Source organism: Nostoc sp. DedQUE08 (genome assembly GCF_034530895.1).
Taxonomy (GTDB): Bacteria; Cyanobacteriota; Cyanobacteriia; order Cyanobacteriales; family Nostocaceae; genus Nostoc.
The window spans coordinates 235,182-255,632 of record NZ_JAVRCD010000002.1; the positions used below are offsets into that span (position 1 = coordinate 235,182).

The following is a 20,451-nucleotide window of genomic DNA, read 5'->3' on the forward strand; positions in this document are numbered from 1 at the left end:
GAATTAACTTCTGCCAAGGCGTTTCGGTGTTTCGCGCAGTCTGTCGCAACTTCTGCTTTCCCTGCGTTAAATTGTGAATTTCAATCATGCCGAATTAATATCTCTTGTAGGCTGCGTTAGGCGTTCGTGTTTGGATATTTTGACAGGCGATTTGGTTGTTTACGCCGTAACGCACCAAATTATTGGTTCGGTGCGTTACTTCGTTAACGCACCCTACAAGATCGGGCGATCGCACATATTCAAGTTGAAGCTTCAGCAGGCGCATTATCTATCAGCCATGCTTCACCTGCTTTTTCACTGCTGCTATATCCCGTTGTATAGCCCCAAGGTGCTGCCGATACGCCCATAGCAATTAAGATACTTGGCACCAGCTTTTCATCTAATTCAGCAATCTGGAATTCCTTCTTTATTTTCTCCAAGATAAATTGTCGTGGATATTCTGGCATCATACTTAAGGTCTCCCGACTCTTCTTCATTTCTTTCCAAATCTGATTGAAAGCAAACTTTTGACCAAGCTGCTTCCATTGCCCTTTACGTTTTCCATACTCTGCCTGAGCAACAGCCAATCTTGTTTTGAGATCCGCTTCGCTTATTCCGCCTTTATTGTCTTTATTTTGTTGCATGAAGGCTAAAGTGCCAAGATCGAGAGAAGGATAGGTAACTTCTGCAAAATTGCTAACTTTTAAAGACCAATTATCCTTCGTGTAAATATGGTCAACACTATCTGAGGCTGTTAGGTCTAGCCATGCAATATAGTTGCTTCCTTTTTTTAACCGCAAAACTAAATCAGGACGGGTTCCACCCACCGTTACCTGTGTATCCACTGAATACTCTCCAGAGATTTTGGGGTGAAACTCCGAGTTTGAGTCACTCACTAACGATTCGATCGCATATCCAAAGGCTGCTGCCATCAACTTCGGGCGCTTTTGCGATAAATGTTCATTCCACTTTTGAACCCAAAGTTTGGTGTAACCGTTCAATTCCCCATAAGCTCCTAAACTAGGTACGGTGATTGCATAGTTATATGCCTTTTGAACAGTTTCATTATAGGCTGTGAAGAAAGCCCTAGATGCCTCGGCGCTTGTTGGATCGTATCTGTCATAGGTAGCATTTTCGATATCTCGCTGGATTACAGGTTCTCTTGTTTCGCTACCTATCATTAACATCGGCGATCGCTTCAGCATCGGCTTCATCTGTAATTCTTCCTCATTCTCTGGCGCTTGTTGTCGTTGTATGTCCAGAGATTTCATCTGCTGTGCGACGCTATCGGCTTCCTGTTCGTATTTGTCTCCAGGCTGGCTAATTGAGAGTTTTGCTTGGGTATGAAGTGGTATGCGACTGATATCGTGAGTCAGTGGTTTATGGAGTGGTTGTATTTTTGGAACCGCTTGGCGTGAAATTGCCGACGACTCCAAACCAAAGCCACGTGTTGGGTGTTTCAGGGATGGAATTGAGAAGTCTGTAGTAGTTTTTTTCTGCCGACTGACGTGTTCTCTCATTTTCTTTTCCTGGTTGCCCAAGCAGTAGCTAGAGAAATTATTTTACTATTAATCACAATTTAGAGTACTGCGATCGCGCTTGTAACACAATTGCTCAAAAATCTGAATCCAGGCAAAGGGCAAGTTCGACTTTTGGCTACTTTTGATTCTGATGCACTACCTTTAGCCTGGATTTAGGGAGAGTTTTTTTATTTATGGACTCAAAACAGCAACAAAATTTTTTCACCTTCGATGGAGATGTTGGCGGGACTGCTGGCTACGCTGGGGTTTCGGCGGCATCTGATGCAAGCAACGCGGCTAAAACGGCAAGTAAATATCTCAACGACTCACGGCTGATGAACCAGCTGACAGAACACGTGTATAAACTTTTGCTAGAAGATTTGCGATCGCAGCGCGAAAGGGTAGGTAGTTATGATTCTCAAAGGTGGTTGTGATGGCTACAGGCGCTAATAATGGCAACATTACTCATGAATTAAATTATGTCACTACTAATCGTTTCTATGTAGAAATAGACAGTTCTATTGCTGCATCTTTTGCGGAATGTTCAGGATTAAGTATTCAAATTAAGAAAAATGTTTTTCAGGAAGGTGGTGTTAACGACCAGCAAAGAATTTATTTAGGTCATACAGAATTTGCAGACATCACTCTTAAACGTGGAGTTACCGATCATCCAGGTTTTTGGAACTGGATGAATGCAGTTTTTGATGAACAGAAGAAAACATCTCGACGCAATGTCAATATTTTGATTTTTAATCAAGCCGGTGAAACGATGATGAGTTGGACTTTGATTGGTGCTATTCCTATAACCTGGAAAACACCTGCACTCCAAGCAGATGGTAAGGCAGTTGCCATTGAAGAATTAACTTTAGCGTATGAGGGTTTACAAGTTGCAAGGTCTACAGGAGGAGGCACTTCTGTACAACGGAATCAAAAAAGTGGATATTTCGTTTCTAGCTAATTGGCTATTTTTCAATCATAACTATGCAAATTATTCAATCTCCACTAGGAAACAATATTCATCCCCTTGGGGTAATATCATCTTTATCTAGTCCTGAAAGAATGGGATTGAGCAAACAGTCTCATTCTTTGCATTCACGAAGTAATTTTATTAGTCCTATACAAACTAAGCTACCATTAGTTACATCCTCTAAATTTTTATTATCTCGTGAAAATGAACCACCGATACAACCATTGATAGGTTGGGATAGTTGGGATAATCAAGATATAAATAGTGATTTACCATTATTTGAATCTGATTTTTTTGATTCAATACCTCTACCCGAAAATAGTCATATTAATACTGATGAAATAGTAAAAAACAGTATTCCAGATATACTGCCAAATCAAATTGATAAAAAAACAAGTGATGATACCTCGCAACAATTAAATATTAAAGGTAAATCTCAATCAAAAAAAGCGAATAAATCTCAAAAACCACTTGAGAAAAAATCCAAATCCAGGAAAGCAGCCAAACCATCTGTGGCTAAGAAGAGTGTTCACAACAATGTTAATATTAATGGTAATGAAAAGAGCTTATTAACATCAGATGAGCCTCTGTCTATTGAGACTAATTTGGAAATACCTACATTGCAACTGGATAATGCTGTCGTTGATAACTCTCTAGGTTTGCCGTCAGCACTAACCTCACCTAAACTTGATGATGCACCTACTTTGCTTCATCCTTTGGCGAATGATGAAAATACTGTAGTAGAGCATATTGTTGTACCTAATTCTGAGTCTTCAGTTGCAAAAAAAACTATTGCAATACAACAAGAAATTGATTCCAGTGTTTCAAGTGAGTCTCTAGCGAGTATACCTGTTCAACTAACATCTACCTCAGCCGAGATTGAAGACACACCTAATTTATTCAGAAACTCTGATAATCATGAACCGTTAGTAATTTCAGAGTCACAGTCTGCTATGGAGGTTAATGTCTCAGATGATTCAGCAAATCTGACTTCACTGCAACGTGACAGCTATCTTGAGAGTACTAATAACGAGTTTACAGAAAGTCAGCCCATTTTAGTACCACCTGAGATTGTTGAAATACCAATAATTAGCGCCACATCATCTGAAATTGGTGAAACTGCGATCGCACCACTTCTTACCACATCACCTGATATTGCTGAAACACCAACAATTAATCCTACATCGCCTAAGATAGGTGAAACTGCGATCGCACCACTTTCCGCGACATCGCCTGAAATTGGTGAAACACCAATAATTAGCGCCATATCACCTGAAATTGGTGAAACTGCGATCGCACCACTAATCGCGACATCGCCTGAAATTGGTGAAACTGCGATCGCGCCACTTACCGCCACATCACCTGAGATTTCTGGAACACCAATAATTACTCCTACATCACCTGAGATTGGTGAAACACCAACAATTACCGCCACATCATCTGAGATTGGTGAAATTGCGATCGCGCCACTTACCGCCACATCACCTGAGATTTCTGGAACACCAATAATTACTCCTACATCACCTGAGATTGGTGAAACACCAACAATTACCGCCACATCATCTGAGATTGGTGGAATTGCGATCGCACCACTTACCGCCACATCGCCTGAGATTTCTGAAACACCAACAATTACCGCTATATCGCCTGAAATTGGTGAAACTGCGATCGCACCAATTACCACCACATCAACTGAGATTTCTGAAACGCCAGTAGTTAGCGCCATATCGCCTGAGATTGGTGAAACTGCGATCGCACCAATTACCACCACATCAACTGAGATTTCTGAAACGCCAGTAGTTAGCGCCATATCGCCTGAGATTGGTGAAACTGCGATCGCACCACTTTCCGTCACATCGCCAGAGATTTCTGAAATACCAATAATTACTCCTACATCATCAGAAATTGGTGAAACTGCGATCGCACCACTTTTCGCCACATTACCTGAGATTTCTGAAACACCAATAATTACTCCTACATCATCAGAAATTGGTGAAACTGCGATCGCACCAATTACCGCCACATCGCCTGAGATTGGTGAAACTGCGAGTATTTTCAGGGAAATTATTGACAATGAACAAATAGTAGAATCAGAATTTACCTCTGCGGTAACAAATGAAGAAAATCCTGAAATATTAACCTTTGTTGATACCTCAGATAATCCCATCTCCCCACAAAATGAGGTAAACACACTACCTCAAGTTGAGCAAAATGCGATCGCAGAAAATTTGCCAGCACCTAAAGGTTATGCTACTGGTGGCCACGTAACAGATTCCCGCGTTGAAAATCGCCAGCAAATAGCAGCCTCGGATACAGTACCTGCAATGCTTACGCCTGGGGAGTTTGTGATTAATACTAGAGATGCACAGAAGCATTTACCTTTACTACATCACATCAACACGGGTGGAACACCGCAGGATATTATTCTTCCAAGTTTACAGACACCCAATTCCACAGAACCAGAAGAAACAATTTCTCCAGAGACTCCGACTAAAGTCGATTCTTTTTCAGACACTTCATTACAGCTAAAAAGTACTGAGACTGATTCATCTGAGATATCCAATTCTTTAATTCCTTCTTCCTTGGGGTTAAATATTAGTAAACAGAGACTTTCGATCCTCAATTCTCCAGAGATTCATACCCTTCATAATGAAACAATTGATGTAGGTGAATCCTCACCTCAATACTCGTCGCCTCCCCTGATTTTCCGAAAAGCAAATTCTCCCACTAAGACATCTTCTCAATGGTCAAATACACCTTCTCAATGGTCGAGTGTGGAAGATTTACTAAATGGAAATGATGATGAATTCACTAGTTTTAATTTTAATGATGGAGAATTTAATAGCCAAAATTATGAACTTTCTCATGTTTCAGAATCACCACAAGTTTTTGCTAAACATCTTCCTTCAGCTAGAGGCTTTGCTGATGGTGGAGAAGTTACTCCACCCGACATATCTAGAGAAATAGCACCAGTAACTGAGACGATAGAGAGCGCATCCTCCATTTTTCAAGAAGATGATAAAGATGATACCACCGATATTGAAGCTCTAGCTCGTGAAGTTTATAGCAGATTACGACAACGAATAGAAATTGAGCGAGAACGTCATGGTGGTTCCTCTGGTAGATTACCTTGGTAAATTCGTATTCAATAATTAATTTTAGGAGAATACTCAAATGGCAAGTCCAGCAATTATTGTTATTCAAAAACGTCAACCGCAACTTGAGAAAGCTAAACTTGTAGCTTATAACGGTGAAGCGCCAGATATTGAATTAATGTTTAATCCTACAGATATTAGTTTCTCTCGGACTGTTAAGTGGGAAAGTAAGGATGGTAATAGAGGAACTACTCTACTTCCGAAAGTAAACTTTTCTGGCGTTGAACCTTACAAATTCACGCTCAAGCAGTTACTTTATGATACTTATGAAACAAAAGAGTCGGTGATGACAAAATATATAGATAAAATTAAGAAAGGAGTAGAAACTATCAGTAAAGCAACTGATAAACGACCACCTGTTTATATATTTACATGGGGAAACGAGTATTTTTATTGTGTAATCACGAGTTTAACCTACACTTTAAATATGTTTTTGAGTGATGGTACACCAGTAAGGGCACTAGTAGATATAGCCTTGCAAGAAGTAGATAAGAATAACCTTCCTGGAGGCCGTCAATCTGCTTCTACAGGCAATGCTCGTGCGGGAGATCCAAAAGGACAAACACTGAGTAAAACAAAACAAGTAATACCAATTTGAAAAAAGAATGCGACAAATAGACCATTTGTAGAGACGCGATTCATCGCGTCTTTAGCCAAAGAGGTGTTACTGAACATTCCATAAGTTATAAATTAATAATTATGCCTGCAAAAAAAAGCCTTTATTTAAGCGAACCTAAAATACAAATAGACGGAAAACAGGCTTCTCCTGAATTAATGAAGGATTTGTTGCAAATCACAATCGAAGAAAGCCTTCATTTACCAGCAATGTTTACGCTAGTAATCCATAACAGCTATATTCCCGCATCTGACCGACCAGAAAACAAGGCTTGGCGACATGAGCCTTTATTTAAAATTGGAAAAAAAGTGAAATTGGGTTTTACTTCTAGTACGACTCTAGATAATAACTTCCAAGAGGAGGTAGGAGAATTCCTCATTGAAGGCGAAATTACAGCGATGGAAGTTAACTTCAATGAAAAATCTGAAGCTGATATCATTGTTCGCGGTTATGATATTTCTCATCGTCTGCACAGAGGTCGTTATAATCGTTCTTTTTTAAATAAAACTGATAGCGATATAGTCAAGCAAATAGTTAAAGAAGTAGGCATAAAGCTTGGCAATATAGAAGCAACTGGTGAAGTTCATAAGTATGTATTTCAAGAAAATCAAACCAATATGGAGTTTTTGCGAGAAAGGGCTGCCCGCATTGGTTTTGAATTATTTATTACAGAAGAAAAGCTCAATTTTTGCAAACCAAAAACTCAGGGATCTTTATCATTAAAATGGCTAGTTGATATTAATAAATTTAGTACCCGCGTTACCAGTGCTGAACAGATAAGTTCTGTAGAAGTACGCGCCTGGGACTATACCCAGAAAAAATTGATTAGTGGAACAGCCAAGAAAGAAAAGCAAATAACCGAGACAGGTAATCGGCTAGGAAGTAGTACTAGTAATGCATTTTCTAATCTTAAGTCTCCCAAAATGATTGTTGTAGATAAACCTGTTGCCAGCAAAAAACAAGCAGACACGATGGCTCAGGCTTTGTGTGATGAACTAGGGGGAGAATTTGTTTATGCAGATGCCAAAGCAGAAGGGAATCCTGAGATTCGACCGGGACGGGTTATTAATCTTCAGGGTATGGGCGATCGCTATAGTGGTAAGTATTATGTTACAGAAACCCGCCATTTCTTCAGTCAACGCGTTTATGAAACTTATTTCAGCGTGCGGGGACTACGTTCTGGTAGCTTATTCACAACTCTATCCCCAGAAAAACGCTTACAGCCATCTGAGACTTTATTAGTGGGAATTGTCACTGATAATAAAGACCCAGAGGCATGGGGTAGGGTGAAGGTTAAGTTTCCCACGCTCACAGAAGAACATACAAGTGACTGGGCGAGAGTTGTAGCTGTGGGAGCAGGTCAAAATAGAGGTTTTGACTGTTTACCAGAGGTAAACGATGAAGTTTTAGTAGGTTTTGAACATGGCGATATCCATCGTCCCTACGTTATTGGCGGGGTATGGAATGGCAAAGATGCACCACCGGAAAAGGTAAGGGATTCAGTTACAAGTGGTGTAAGATTACGCACCATTAAAACTCGTGTAGGTCATACTTTACAGTTTGTTGAAGAAGATAAAGGAACTAGTAAAAAAGGTATTCGCGTAGAAACTGAATACGGTCACAAAATATATCTTAATGACAGTCAAAAGTGTATAGAGATTGAAACCAAAGGTGGTCATAGAATCAAAATGGACGATATGGCTAAATCTGTTTCAGTGAAATCAACAGGTAATATGTCATTAGATGCTGCCGGAAATATCGATATTTCAGCCAACGGTACGATTACAGTTAAAGGTGCGTTGATTCGACTTAATTAATTCGTAATTCGTAATTCGTAATTCTAATTAACACAATAGGAGGTTGTCGTGGGTAGACCAGCAGCAAGAATTACTGACAATGTGGCGCATCCTTTACCCCCAGTGTTAACAGGAGGGCCGGGTAGTCCCAATGTGTTGATTGGGTCTTTACCTGCGTGGCGAGGTGTGCTTGCTGCCGCAGTACCAGGTTTGCAGTCTGCCAAAACCGCTTCTGATACAGCTATTCAAGCCGCTGAGGCTGCTACTTTAGCGGCAGCTGGTACACCAGGGGCACCTGCTGCCTTAGCTGCGGAACAAACTACAAAGGCAACATCAGCAGCTACTATGGGTAGTGCGATCGCTGCTGCTGCTGCTGGTGCTGATATTCATAATTGCGCCACACCCTTGCCCGTCCCTCCCCACGGCCCTGGAGTTGTGATTGACGGTAGTCAGACAGTGCTGATTAACAATTTGCCTGCTTCTCGCATGGGCGACACCGTTTTAGAAGCATTGGGGCCACCAAATAAAATTATCAAAGGTAATCCCACTGTTTTGATTGGCGGCTGAGTGAAGATGTTAGAGTCGTAATGCCTAAAATCTCCGTCATTAGACCTCTTGCATAAATAAAAAATAAAGAACCCCACCCTGCATCTGCTAACGCAAACGCTCCCCTCCCCGCTAGCGGGGAGGGGTTGGGGGTGGGGTGTTAGGGACTTTTGCAAGAGGTCTATTCATGCGTTGTGCTGCGAAATTTTTGGTGGGAGTAATACACAGACATTGTTTAAAGGTTTTTGGGTTACTCTGAAAGTATAGTCAGTAAGGTAGTCCTGCTATGAGTATTGTCATTTCAGACGAAATCTTGCAAGCATCTAAGCTTACACCAAGCGAGTTTCGGCAAGAAATCGCATTGTACCTGTTCCAAACAGGCCATCTAACGTTGGGCTATGCCAGCAAATTAGCAGATATGCCCCTTAATGCTTTTCGTCATCTTCTCAAGCAACAAAATATTCCGCTTTACTCTTATGATGTTGAGGATTTTGAACTGGATTTGAAGAATTTACGAGATTTAGGGCGGTTGTGATCGTCATTAGCGATACATCGGCAATCACAAGTCTGGCAGCAATCAACCACTTAAAACTGCTACCTCAACTCTACAATCAAGTCACGATTCCTGAAGCGGTATATCGTGAACTCGCAGATATCGATCTCCCTGTTCCGGGAACCATCGAAGTTCAAACGGCTTCCTGGTTAGAGGTTAGACAAGTCATTAACCGCGAGGTTGTTGAGCGTCTTCAAAATGAAGTGACGCTAGATCCTGGAGAGTCTGAGGCGATCGCTCTTGCCCTAGAACTTGATGCAGATTTGCTATTGATTGATGAGCGTCGTGGCAGAGCGGAAGCTAATCGTTTAGGAGTCAAGATTACTGGATTGCTAGATATATTGGTTGAGGCAAAGCGAAAAAAATTGATTGTTGCTGTAAAACCCTTGATCGATGCACTAATTGCCACATCAGAGTTTAGAGTATCTTCAGCCTTGTACAATCAGATTTTGGATATAGCGGACGAAACTTAATTCAAAGGGGAAGGCAATCAGTCTTGAATTACGAATTACGAATCGGTAATTATCTCGACCTTTGGCGAATAGGCTTAAACCTTCTGTGCCGATATCTTTGAAGATATCCATGTAACAGCTGTCTAAGTGCCAGATATGGTTTATGGTCGCGATCGAGCCTATTTGGGAACAGGTTGGGCTTATCCATTGCATTTAAACGTGCAAGGTGGGATACAACTTAGCCGTGAAGATCAAAAAGTTAAAGAATCTATTTGGATTATCCTCCGCACAGGTGTAGGTGAGCGAGTTTATCGACCTACCTTTGGTTCGCGCTTATCGGAACTGGCGTTTGCACCTTTAAATAGCGATACCCTACTGCGAATCCGCCTTTATGTCTTGGAAGCTTTAGAAGTTTGGGAACCACGCATTACTATCGATGAAGTTATCACCGATCCCGATCCAGTGCGTGGCAGAGTGGACATCATCATCAATTATCGGCTCAAAGACAGTCCCGATATTTATAGTTTTGTTTATCCTTATTATTTGGTGTCAGCTGGGGAGGAATCGTGAACTTTGATTTTTTACCGAAATTACCTTCTTCCAACTTAGACGATCGCGCCTTTGATGATTTGGTGCAAGAATGTATCATGCGTATTCCTCGCTATTGTCCAGAATGGACTGACCACAACCTCAGCGACCCAGGAATTACGCTTATTGAGTTATTTGCTTGGTTAACTGACCAAATGTTGCTCAGATTCAACCAAGTACCTCGAAAAAATTATGTTGCTTTTTTAGAATTACTAGGTATTCGTCTCCAGCCTCCCGCCCCAGCCCGCACAGAATTAACTTTTTATTTAAGCGCTGCATTACCTGAAGCCTACACGATTCCGGCAGGATTAGAAGCTTCAACTATCCGCACTGAAACTACAGAAGCAATTACCTTCAGCACAGATTCTCCTCTAATTATCGGCAAACCCCGCATCCAACATTTCTTAACTGCCCAAACTACCGAAGATATTCCCCAATCTCTGCGCGAAAGAGTCACAACTTCCTGGACTCGTCAATCTAACGGTTACTGGACAGGTAACGAACAACCGATATTTGAAGAAGAACCCCAGCCTGGTAATTGCTTTTATTTAGCAATAAATTCTGACGATCCTTTAGACGCTAATGTTTTAGAAATTATTTTCCAAGGGGCTGCGGCTACCCCTGCGGGAATTAACCCCAATCAACCACCCCGGAGATGGGAAGCTTGGGATGGGGAAAATTGGCAATCAGTTTTATTGCAAGAATCAGATGATAAAACTCGCGGTTTCAGTTTTTATGAAATCGCCCAAGAAGGTGAAAACCCGTCTCAAGGTGCAGAGGTACGTCTGCATTTACCGCAAATTTGGCCTGTGGCTAATTTTACCTCTTATCGAGGTCGCTGGTTGCGCTGTAGCTTTGTAAGCACAGAAGCGAATGAAACTGGTTACAATCGTCCGCCACGAATTATTGGTTTAGCAGTGCGTTCAATTGGCGGTACTGTTAGGGCTAGCCATAGTACGCTGATTCAAGATGAGCGATTGGGAATTAGTGATGGTACACCCGGTCAAAGTTTCCAGTTACAAACAGCACCAATTTTAGAACGCCGAGAAGATGAGTATATTTTAGTTACTCCGGCTGGTGGTTTGCCGCAAAAGTGGACTGAAGTGAGAGATTTTGCTGATTCTGGACCGCATAACTTTCATTACACCATCGATTCCATCACTGGTACAATCCAGTTTGGGCCGCTGATTCGGGAACCTAGTCAACTTAAACAGCATACTCAGGTAAGATCAAGAATTCAGCAACCATCACTAGATGACACATCTGTACAAGTTCTCGAAAATAACCAGTCGGAACACCAATATGGGGCGATTCCTCCCCGTGGTGCAGAGATTAGGATGGTTACTTATCGTACAGGCGGCGGTAGAGAAGGCAATGTTCAAACTGGGGCAATTCAGTTTTTGAAGTCTGCATATCCATACATTGCTAGTGTGGTCAATCGCGTACCAGCAATCAATGGGGCGGATGCCGAATCGCTGGAACAAGCTGTAATGAAGGCTCCCCGCATCCTCCGCACGCGCGATCGCGCCGTCACTGCTGAAGATTTTGAAGTTTTAACTCAACAGGCGGGTGCTGGTGCGATCGCTCGCGTCCGGTGTTTGCCAGCAAATTCTCGCAGACAAGCTGGTATAGTTAGTTTACTGGTAGTTCCTTATGCAAATACAGATGCGATCGCCCAAGGCAATGGGATGACACCAGAAGATTTTGCTCTCAGTAATGCCCTCCAAGAGCAAATTTTGAGTTATTTAGATGAAAGACGCTTATTAGGGGTACAAGTAGAGTTACAAGAGCCGAATTACGTAGGCGTTTCGGTACAGACAGAAATTGCTCTAGAGCCAGCATACAATAATCCTTTTGCCAGCGAAGAAATTCGCCGGAATTTAAGGCGATCGTTGTATAAATATTTAAATCCCTTAACTGGAGGAATCGACGGCAAAGGTTGGCTATTTGGGCGACCAGTTTATACATCAGATATTGTCGCATTACTGCAACAAACCCCAGGCGTGCGTCATTTAGGCCCCGTCTTGCTATTTCCCATCCGCAAGCAAGGAGAAAATTGGCGACGACAACCATCACCAGAACAATTGATCGATCCGGGATCGGAAGGTTTGATATGTTCTTGGGCTGATACAAATCTGCGTTCCAATCACGACATCCAAATAATTCGTAATTCGTAATTCGTAATTCGTAATTTGTCATTTGTCATTTGTCATTAGTTATTTTATTATTCTCCCTTGCTCCCCTGCTCCCCTGCTCCCCTGCCCCCAATCCCCAATCTTATGGTTCAAAGTCGCTCTAGTCCAGCTGTAAGCATTCAATTAACGCCAATGCAAATTCCTGAAGCTTTACCTGTAGCAGGTTTAGCATTTGCAAATGCAGAAAACATCGATGTAGCTGGACGTAGTTTACTCTTGCATCCTGGACATCCCAGCGAGATGATTGTGCAAGTACAAAACTTGGAACAACGTCCTTTGCGGGTAAGCTTAAGCGTTGAGGGAAACTTTCCAACTGAGTGGTGTCAGATTGGTACAGAAGGCAGTGAGATACCGCCTCGTGGACAAATGGATGCTGTTCTCTACTTCTCAATTCCCGACACATTTTTTGAAGACCAAGAAGCGATTTCTCGTGGAAAAAAAGACAAACTAACACTCAATTTTCGTAGCCTAATTACTCTACACATAGACTCAGGCACAGACAACGAACAAATCGAGAGAAGCGAGTATTTCGATTTATACATCCGTCCCTACACTGCCTACATGGAATTCTTGCCAATTTTGTATCGGGAAGTAGACTTCATTGGTCGCTTCATGAAAATATTTGAGCAAGCTTTTCAACCAATAGTTGATAGTTACAACGTCATGTGGGCAAACCTCGATCCCTTGACAGCACCGCAAGCACTACTACCTTTTATGGCTCATTGGGTTGCTTGGCAAGTAGATTCTGTTTGGGATCTCCAGCAACAACGGCGTTTAATTCGCCGAGCCGTAGAACTCTATCGCTGGCGAGGAACTCGTAAAGGATTGCGTCTTTACTTGCATCTTTATACTGGTTTACCGCTAGACGAACATTTATCCAATGAAGCTGATAAACATATTAGTATTACAGAACCTTTTGGGCCAAGTTTTATTATCGGAGATGCACAACTAGGAAATGCAGTTTTAGCCGGTGGACAACCATATCATTTTATAGTGCGTTTGCGTTCAAATATTTCTAGTGGCATCATCAACGAGCAACTTATTGAAAGAATCATAGAACAAGAAAAACCTGCTTTTTGCACATACGAATTATCTATCGAAAATCCATCTAATTAAATAATTCGTAATTAAGTAAAATTTAATCCAAAATCTAAAATCCAAAATTGCTATGTCCCATCCTTTCCCACCTCCACCAATTAAATCCTTAGAACGCCTGCAAGCCGCAGATGGCTTACTAATCAATGCGGAACGTTGGCGCACAGCCCATGAATATCACCGTAATCGGCAAAATGCTCAATATCAAAGTTTAAATCAACCAGGAATTGTCTGCGGTTTAGGCGTGCGAGATGTGACCGCCCCAAGCCAAGTAGAAGCTAGATATCGAGATGGACGTTGGGTACAAATTCAACCTGGGATTGCAATTGATTTAGCAGGTAATCTAATTGTTGTACCAACTTCTTATGATTTTCCCATCGATCTAGAAGTAGTAAGTTCTGAAACGCTCATGATTTACTTAGTAGTTAGCTATGTAGACCCTGATGAATTGCGGCGCGGACAGCAAAGAGATATTGTTCAAGAAACTTATCGAATTGACCAAATAAACTCTACACCAGCTAGTTCAGAAATAGAAATATGTCGAATACTCCTACAACCAGGACATACTGACATTACCCAACCTGCGGATGCTTTCTTTCCTGGATATAACAATATTGATTTGCGTTATCGTCGTCAGGCACAAATGCGTCCTCAAGCACTTGTATGTATGGCGCAGGCGACTCATAGCGATCCTGAATGTGCGCGTAATTTTTTCAGCCTTTCATATTTATTACAAGCAGTAGAACCCCTGTATCCAAGTTTGCGAGGGGCTGATGAACCAGGTCAGGTTTCTTTAGCAGAAAACATCCAAGACTATGACATCCTTTATCTCACAGGTGGACAAGCTATATCTTTAAATAGTCTCGAATTTGAATCTCTAAAAAATTACTTAAATTTAGGTGGTGTGCTTCTAGTTGATGCACCAACAAATGGTAATGCTTTGATTGAAAGTACTCAAGCATTGGCACAACAGTTAGAGAGTCCTTTAAGACCTTTAGAAGAATTGCAACGGAGTCATCCTTTAAGGACAAAACCTTTCTTATTTGCCGCCTTGCCAATGGTTAATCAACAGCAGATTAAACTGTTAATCGGTGGAGGAATTATTTTAGTAATTGGTGATTTAGCAACGGCTTGGGGACTGGATAGAGATTTGAGTTTACCCAGATTGACCATTCGTACAGCTCAGGAATTAGGGATTAATATTCTTCACTATGCTTGGAAACGGCGACAGTTAATTGGGTTGCAACAGGAAGATAATTCCGGGCAGTGGTGAAAGCCAAGTTAGTAAGATTATTGAGTTTGGTTGTTTGCGATCGCACTATTATTTTTGTCGTGTTCCAGTTCTCTCATTAGAGAATCCAAACCACTGGTATTGTTTCCACTTTGGGCAAATAAAGACCGAATTTTATTAATTATCGTACTCATACTATTGGAGAAAAACCGACCGAGATTATTAACAAAGTTTTTCAGTTTCTCAAAAACCGTAACCTCTACAGTGGAATACTTATTAACAATTGGATATACAATTTTTCCTTTTTCTGTTTGATAGTATTCTTGTTCAGGCATCAACATTGATGTGAGTGGTTGCACCTGTTTTGCCATATCAGCTTCGGTTCGTTTATTGCTGAGGAATAAAACATCATAAATTTTTCCATTCCAGCTAGCCCAATAATGGTTTTGAAAAAACCATCGTTTCCCGTCATCACAATTGGGCTTTTTACCTTGATATGGCGTAGCTCCAGCTTCACTCAAAAAAGGTTTGGCGATACTTTCAATTGTAATTTTTTCAATGCCAAAATACTCTTCTGCAACTTTTTTAAAAGCACGGGCTAATGTCTGACAATCTCCTTCTGGAGAGCCTTTTAATAGAGTTTCTGGACTCTTACTCACCATTGTGTATTGAAATTGGATATTTACAAAGTTTTTGAAAAGTTGTTCCAGTATTTTATCTTGTGGTAATGTGTCATCTATACCATTTACTAGAGTTTTGGCTAGCGAATATTCTTGTAAAAATTTTTGTTTTTTATCTGCTGAGTTATTTACTGCTAATATTTCTTCAGACTTTGCTTGTTCGTTCTTATTAGCTGGTATCGTCTGCTGTGCGTCCTGGTTTTGCAGAGGAGAACGATTAATTTGGTTGACTACAGAAGTAGCAACACTATCTGCCTCTTGCTCATATCGATCTCCTGATTGACCAATAGTCAGTTTTGGCTGTATTTCTCCTATTGACAGACTATCAGCACGTTTTATGGCCATTTTGCTCAGGTTATGACCAAACTGCGAAGAGTGTTCCTTGCCTTGCTGCAAAGACTCATTCATCTTTGTTTGCAAGACAGTGAGTCGCTCTTGTCCCTCTGGCGTGATAGTGCCATGCTTGGCTTGTATTTGGAGTTTCGTTGCCTCAAACTGATATTGTTGAAATTTCTGATTTTCTACCTTTGCCTGTACTATAGGCTTGTTGGAGCCAAGTTGAGAGCGAGTAGTGAATAAATACGATTGCAACTGACTTTGCTCTGACGAATAAGCGGATGAGTCAGCTTTTTTGTGGATTTGTAGCCGTTCTTTCATCGCTAGTTTCAAAAGTCAATAGTGGTTAATCTATATATTATGTCACTTACTTAAAGCTCCCCGGCTTATTTAAGAAGTTGGGCATCTAATTGTTTACGAATGATTTAGGATTGCAATAATTTCTATCGAATTAAGAACGCCGTACATTTAAGCAACACCATTCTTTGCGTTTCCACAGGGTAGCGACAACCCAGCCATTTTCTTCTAAAGCGTCAGCAACAGCTTTAGATTGTTCTAGTAAAATACCACTGAAGATCGCCCAAGTTTCAGGTTTAGCGATCGCACTCATTTCTGGAATTAATTCAATAATTACATGAGCCAAAATATTGCAAACGATACCATCTACTGGATTTTCGACTAGTTTTGTCAAAACGTCTACACTTCCCAGTGCAGGTAGTAAACGTTCTGGGTTAATATCATTCAGCGCACCATTACTGATAGTTGATTGCACCGCCAAAGGGTCATTATCTACTGCATAGACTTTCTCAGCACCCAGTAGCAGTGCCCCAATGGAAAGGATACCAGAACCACAGCCAATATCCGCAATTACCAAATGTTTATGTTTGCCACTATTACCCACAAAGGACTGCGGAACTCCACTTAGCCGCATTTCCAGGGATTCCAAACATAGCTGAGTAGTGGCATGGTTGCCTGTACCAAATGCTACACCAGGATCGAGACGAATTACTAACCGTTCCGTTGTTTCAGGTAATGGTAGCCAAGCGGGGTTAATTAAAAAGCGATCGCCTATTTCTTGTGGATGCCAATATTGTTTCCAGCTAGTCGCCCAATCTTCCTCATCAATTAACTGCCATTGCAGTGAAGGAGATGAAAGCCCTACACAGAGGGCATCTTGACGCAGCCATAGCGATAGCGCTGCCAAATCTAAAAGCTGTGTTTGAATTGTCGGCAGATAAGCCCTGACTAAAGATGAATTTCCTTTGTTTTCACTAGCCGTACCACGACAGCCAAAATCTTCCAGTCGCCAAAAGATCGTATCTTCTAGGTCTGGTTCGCATAAAATCTGTATTTCCCACCAGGTGTTTGCCATCTTTGAGTGCTGAGTGCTGAGTGGTGAGTACTGAGTTATAAGTTTGAGAGTTAGGAATTAGGAGTTTTTAACTTTTAACTCCTCACTATTCACTCCTAACTTTTCTTTACTCAGCACTCAGCACTCATAGTGTTACTGTATACGCGTCCCGAATACCAGGGACTTTTATAATCTCATCCAAAATGCCCTCTGGTAAAGGGTCATCTATACTCAGAGCCATTACGGCATCACCACGGACGATTTTACGACCTACTTGCATACTGGCAATATTCACATTAAAACTGCCGAGTAGGGAACCAAGTTTGCCGATAATCCCTGGCATATCGCGGTGCAGGGTAAACAACATATATTTGCTGGGTGGGACGTTAATCGGGAAACCGTCAACGTCGGTGAGGTGGATTTCCCGCTCACCCAACAAAGCACCTGTGACAGAATGAGTACCTAAAGTACCCGTGGCTTCTAGATGCAGTGTGCCGGCATAGTCTCGAATGGAAGCATCGCGAGTTTCAATTACCCGAATTCCGCGTTCTTTGGCTTCTATGTTGGCATTTACGTAATTTACTCGTTCCCGCAAAGCTTGGTAAAGTAGTCCTTTGAGGGCAGCGACGATCAAAGGCTGACTTTTGTTGGTTGCGAGTTCCCCTTGCAGTCGAATATTGAGTACTTCCACCCTTCCACCAGCTAGCTGTCCTACCAGATTACCTAGAGTTTCTGCTAGTTGCATATAGGGTTTGAGTTCTTCCAACACATCGGGGCCGAGTCCAGGAATGTTGACGGCTGAACGTGCTGGTAGTCCTAAAAGGACATCGCGAATTTGTTCGGCAACATCAATGGCCACATTCACTTGAGCTTCTGCGGTAGAGGCTCCCAAGTGGGGAGTGAGGATGATTTCTTTACCTAGCGATCGCAATTCAGATTCACCCAGTGGTTCTGACTCGAACACATCCAAGGCTGCACCACCGATTTTACCCGCTTTCAGAGCTGCTGCTAAAGCTACTTCATCAATGATCCCACCACGAGCGCAGTTGATAATCCGAGCTGTGGGTTTCATTTTTGCCAGAGTTGTGGCATTGATTAAGTGGGTAGTTTCTGGGGTTTTCGGGATGTGGAGGGTGATATAGTCTGCTTGCTGGAAGAGTAAATCTAACTCAACTAACTGACAACCAAGTTGTTCGGCTCGTTCTGTAGAAATAAAAGGGTCATAAGCTAGGAGTTTCATCCCCATTGTCTTAGCTACAGCCGCAACATGGGAGCCAATTTTTCCCAAACCGACAACGCCGAGAGTTTTTTTGTAGACTTCCGCACCGACAAAGCTATTGCGATCCCACGCACCACGTTTCACCGAAGCGTTAGCATCGGGGATGTGGCGAGACAAAGCCAAAATCATCGCTAGCGCGTGTTCGGCGGCGGCAATTGTGTTTCCCTCTGGAGAATTGACTACCACAATTCCTCGGCGTGTGGCAGCAGGAACATCCACATTATCCACACCCACACCAGCACGCCCGATGATTTTTAGCTGGGTGCCGGCATCAATGATTTCTTGAGTGACACGCGTACCAGAGCGAATCATCAGCGCGTCATACTCACCAATAATTGCGATCAGTTCCGCTGGTTTTAGACCTAGTTTGACATCAACAGTTGCAACTTGCGAAAGAATGTCAATTCCAGCTTGGTCAATCGAATCAGAGACAAGAACCTTAGACATGATTACTTCATTTAAAGCTACAGGTTTTGCTGCACAAGACTTTTTAGTTTAGTCTTTATCCGTCGCAATTCAGCAAAAATTATTAGTTTGAATATCAACTTAACCTTTACTTACACTACGTGCTGATAGTATCAAAGCGTGAATTGCTCCTGATGGGCACTGCCTTCTAAGTTTTGGAACATAAGTTAGCTGTTTGCACCACCCTGTCGCTAAATATAAAGCATGAATAGCACTAAGCACCGATATATTTATTAATAGTTAAGAGTTACCAAAATTTTATCGGCTGAAGCAACATCCTTGGTGGGGTATAAACGCTTGTATGCTTGACTGGGAAGCAACTTTAGCTAAAGCAATGCTATATACAACCAGGAAACGAGCTAGTAACTAATATATCTGTCGAATCTCGTCTGTTTCTCAATACCACAAGTGGTATCCCTTAGTCAAAGCAAAACATTGGATCGTCAAGATAATCGGATTATAACAGTTAGAATTTAAGCATCAAATAAATTTTATTGCTCATGATTCCGGCAGATTTAAGATTGTTTAGTAGTTAAAAACTATCAATTAGTGTCAGTCGAGTACTTAATATACAGTAGTCAACTAGTAATTTGTCAAGCTAATTTCGAGAGTTTGTAGTAAGCACTTTAGTGCTTAAAAAACTAGAGCTAAAGTTCTGACTACGAACTCGTTTATGTCTCGTGATTAATGAGACAGACTACTAACGTCCAGATATTGCTATGTCAATGGCTTAGTTTTTAGGCAGTCGGCGCGCTCCGCACGTCATTGCTTATGTCAGTTGCGTAAGTCCTGTACTAATGACATTGCAAGGGGAGAAATCGCTATAATTCTGTTGAGCCAAATATCCTTTGAGTTTTGGGAAAACCAGCCATGTTAGAGTACAGCTTACCAAGGTACTTGCCCTCAGCCGAGGAACTACCAGACTCTGATGAAACGCCTGTGGATAATGAACTGCAAGAATTGATACCAGGCTTGTTAAAGGCGATCTTGTTGATGCTTTGGTCAGAGCGCATGGACTGGTTATTTGCGATAGATATGGGTATTTATTATCACCCTGATAAACCGCCAATTGTGCCAGATGGGTTTTTGAGCTTAGGAGTAGAGCGGTTTTATGATGAGGAACTGCGTCCTAGTTATGTGCTGTGGGATGAAAACGTTGTACCGATTTTCATCCTAGAAGTAGTTTCCCAAAATTATCGCAAGGAATACACTACTAAATTGGATGAATATGAGGCTTTAGGTGTACTTTATTACGTGATTTATTCCTCTCGCCGCCGCCGCAAACCGCATCTGGAAGTACATAAGTTAGTTAATGGTAAGTATGAATTGCAAGAGGGAAACCCCGTTTGGCTACCAGAAATTGGACTGGGAATTGGGTGCGAAAGGGGAAATTATTGCGGCGTAACGCGGGAATGGATGTATTGGTATGATGAGCAAGGACAACGGTATCTCACGCCCGCAGAACAAGTAAAACAAGAAACACTACGCGCTCAACAAGAAGCGCAACGCGCCCAACAAGAAGCGCAACGCGCCGATGTTGCAGAACAACGGGTTCAACAGTTGGCGGAACAATTAAGAGCGCTGGGAATAGATCCAGATAATCTGGCCTAACTGAAATATTTTGCAATATTTTCAACAAAACCTAAT

The 20,451-nt window shown here is 41.8% G+C and carries 17 protein-coding genes; 13 read left to right on the forward strand and 4 right to left on the reverse strand.

What is annotated here, in order from left to right; genetic code table 11:
* Positions 1-239: 239 nt before the first annotated feature.
* Positions 240-1,499: a hypothetical protein gene (locus tag RMY64_RS02315; protein ID WP_322699193.1), complete on the reverse strand. Its 1,260-nt coding sequence runs from the start codon at positions 1,497-1,499 to the stop codon at positions 240-242.
* Positions 1,500-1,693: 194 nt separating this feature from the next.
* On the opposite strand from RMY64_RS02315, the gene RMY64_RS02320 reads away from it, so the two are divergent.
* The 12 genes from RMY64_RS02320 to RMY64_RS02375 all read left to right on the forward strand — a co-directional run bounded on the left by RMY64_RS02320 (position 1,694) and on the right by RMY64_RS02375 (position 14,735).
* Entirely contained in the window at positions 1,694-1,933 is a 240-nt protein-coding gene (locus RMY64_RS02320; protein WP_322699194.1) for a hypothetical protein, read from the forward strand.
* Positions 1,933-2,457, forward strand: a complete 525-nt coding sequence (locus RMY64_RS02325; protein ID WP_292725611.1) for a phage tail protein — start codon at positions 1,933-1,935, stop codon at positions 2,455-2,457. Before RMY64_RS02320 ends, RMY64_RS02325 begins: the two co-directional genes overlap by 1 nt.
* 23 nt (positions 2,458-2,480) lie before the next feature.
* A complete protein-coding gene (locus RMY64_RS02330; RefSeq protein ID WP_322699195.1) occupies positions 2,481-5,603 on the forward strand; it encodes a hypothetical protein in 3,123 nt (1,040 codons plus the stop codon).
* 37 nt (positions 5,604-5,640) lie between these two features.
* The gene (locus tag RMY64_RS02335) at positions 5,641-6,219 is read left to right on the forward strand and encodes a hypothetical protein (protein ID WP_322699196.1); all 579 of its coding nucleotides are present in this window, start codon (positions 5,641-5,643) and stop codon (positions 6,217-6,219) included.
* Positions 6,220-6,320: 101 nt separating this feature from the next.
* Positions 6,321-8,054, forward strand: coding sequence for a VgrG-related protein (locus tag RMY64_RS02340; RefSeq protein ID WP_322699197.1), 1,734 nt, complete (start codon positions 6,321-6,323; stop codon positions 8,052-8,054).
* A gap of 48 nt (positions 8,055-8,102) precedes the next feature.
* Positions 8,103-8,600, forward strand: coding sequence for a PAAR domain-containing protein (locus RMY64_RS02345; protein ID WP_322694060.1), 498 nt, complete (start codon positions 8,103-8,105; stop codon positions 8,598-8,600).
* 265 nt (positions 8,601-8,865) lie between these two features.
* Positions 8,866-9,114, forward strand: a complete 249-nt coding sequence (locus tag RMY64_RS02350) for a UPF0175 family protein (RefSeq protein ID WP_322686899.1) — start codon at positions 8,866-8,868, stop codon at positions 9,112-9,114.
* Positions 9,111-9,605: a DUF3368 domain-containing protein gene (locus RMY64_RS02355; protein ID WP_322699198.1), complete on the forward strand. Its 495-nt coding sequence runs from the start codon at positions 9,111-9,113 to the stop codon at positions 9,603-9,605. The genes RMY64_RS02350 and RMY64_RS02355 overlap by 4 nt, the downstream gene beginning before the upstream one ends.
* Before the next feature lie 135 nt (positions 9,606-9,740).
* A complete protein-coding gene (locus RMY64_RS02360; protein WP_322671276.1) occupies positions 9,741-10,154 on the forward strand; it encodes a GPW/gp25 family protein in 414 nt (137 codons plus the stop codon).
* Positions 10,151-12,349: a putative baseplate assembly protein gene (locus RMY64_RS02365; protein ID WP_322671275.1), complete on the forward strand. Its 2,199-nt coding sequence runs from the start codon at positions 10,151-10,153 to the stop codon at positions 12,347-12,349. Before RMY64_RS02360 ends, RMY64_RS02365 begins: the two co-directional genes overlap by 4 nt.
* Before the next feature lie 102 nt (positions 12,350-12,451).
* The gene (locus RMY64_RS02370; RefSeq protein ID WP_322699199.1) at positions 12,452-13,483 is read left to right on the forward strand and encodes a phage tail protein; all 1,032 of its coding nucleotides are present in this window, start codon (positions 12,452-12,454) and stop codon (positions 13,481-13,483) included.
* Between the two features lie 52 nt (positions 13,484-13,535).
* A complete protein-coding gene (locus RMY64_RS02375) occupies positions 13,536-14,735 on the forward strand; it encodes a DUF4159 domain-containing protein (protein ID WP_322671273.1) in 1,200 nt (399 codons plus the stop codon).
* Between the two features lie 17 nt (positions 14,736-14,752).
* Here RMY64_RS02375 and RMY64_RS02380 read toward each other — a convergent pair whose 3' ends face one another.
* The 3 genes from RMY64_RS02380 to serA all read right to left on the reverse strand — a co-directional run bounded on the left by RMY64_RS02380 (position 14,753) and on the right by serA (position 18,786).
* Complete coding sequence (locus tag RMY64_RS02380; RefSeq protein WP_322699200.1) at positions 14,753-16,030, reverse strand: hypothetical protein; 1,278 nt, start codon at positions 16,028-16,030, stop codon at positions 14,753-14,755.
* 130 nt (positions 16,031-16,160) lie between these two features.
* Positions 16,161-17,081: a 50S ribosomal protein L11 methyltransferase gene (gene prmA, locus RMY64_RS02385; protein WP_322671270.1), complete on the reverse strand. Its 921-nt coding sequence runs from the start codon at positions 17,079-17,081 to the stop codon at positions 16,161-16,163.
* Positions 17,082-17,205: 124 nt separating this feature from the next.
* Positions 17,206-18,786 (reverse strand): phosphoglycerate dehydrogenase, encoded by a 1,581-nt coding sequence (gene serA / locus RMY64_RS02390; RefSeq protein ID WP_322699201.1) that lies wholly within the window; start codon positions 18,784-18,786, stop codon positions 17,206-17,208.
* Positions 18,787-19,674: 888 nt separating this feature from the next.
* Here serA and RMY64_RS02395 point away from each other — a divergent pair.
* Positions 19,675-20,415: a Uma2 family endonuclease gene (locus RMY64_RS02395; RefSeq protein WP_322699202.1), complete on the forward strand. Its 741-nt coding sequence runs from the start codon at positions 19,675-19,677 to the stop codon at positions 20,413-20,415.
* Positions 20,416-20,451: the final 36 nt, after the last annotated feature.

Bases quoted from the DNA above. Each gene is read 5' to 3' on its own strand.
- RMY64_RS02315 (WP_322699193.1), bottom strand. From the start codon at position 1,499: ATGAGAGAACACGTCAGTCGGCAGAAAAAAACTACTACAGACTTCTCA.
- RMY64_RS02320 (WP_322699194.1), top strand. From the start codon at position 1,694: ATGGACTCAAAACAGCAACAAAATTTTTTCACCTTCGATGGAGATGTT.
- RMY64_RS02325 (WP_292725611.1), top strand. From the start codon at position 1,933: ATGGCTACAGGCGCTAATAATGGCAACATTACTCATGAATTAAATTAT.
- RMY64_RS02330 (WP_322699195.1), top strand. From the start codon at position 2,481: ATGCAAATTATTCAATCTCCACTAGGAAACAATATTCATCCCCTTGGG.
- RMY64_RS02335 (WP_322699196.1), top strand. From the start codon at position 5,641: ATGGCAAGTCCAGCAATTATTGTTATTCAAAAACGTCAACCGCAACTT.
- RMY64_RS02340 (WP_322699197.1), top strand. From the start codon at position 6,321: ATGCCTGCAAAAAAAAGCCTTTATTTAAGCGAACCTAAAATACAAATA.
- RMY64_RS02350 (WP_322686899.1), top strand. From the start codon at position 8,866: ATGAGTATTGTCATTTCAGACGAAATCTTGCAAGCATCTAAGCTTACA.
- RMY64_RS02360 (WP_322671276.1), top strand. From the start codon at position 9,741: ATGGTTTATGGTCGCGATCGAGCCTATTTGGGAACAGGTTGGGCTTAT.
- RMY64_RS02370 (WP_322699199.1), top strand. From the start codon at position 12,452: ATGGTTCAAAGTCGCTCTAGTCCAGCTGTAAGCATTCAATTAACGCCA.
- RMY64_RS02375 (WP_322671273.1), top strand. From the start codon at position 13,536: ATGTCCCATCCTTTCCCACCTCCACCAATTAAATCCTTAGAACGCCTG.
- RMY64_RS02380 (WP_322699200.1), bottom strand. From the start codon at position 16,030: ATGAAAGAACGGCTACAAATCCACAAAAAAGCTGACTCATCCGCTTAT.
- prmA (WP_322671270.1), bottom strand. From the start codon at position 17,081: ATGGCAAACACCTGGTGGGAAATACAGATTTTATGCGAACCAGACCTA.
- serA (WP_322699201.1), bottom strand. From the start codon at position 18,786: ATGTCTAAGGTTCTTGTCTCTGATTCGATTGACCAAGCTGGAATTGAC.
- RMY64_RS02395 (WP_322699202.1), top strand. From the start codon at position 19,675: ATGTTAGAGTACAGCTTACCAAGGTACTTGCCCTCAGCCGAGGAACTA.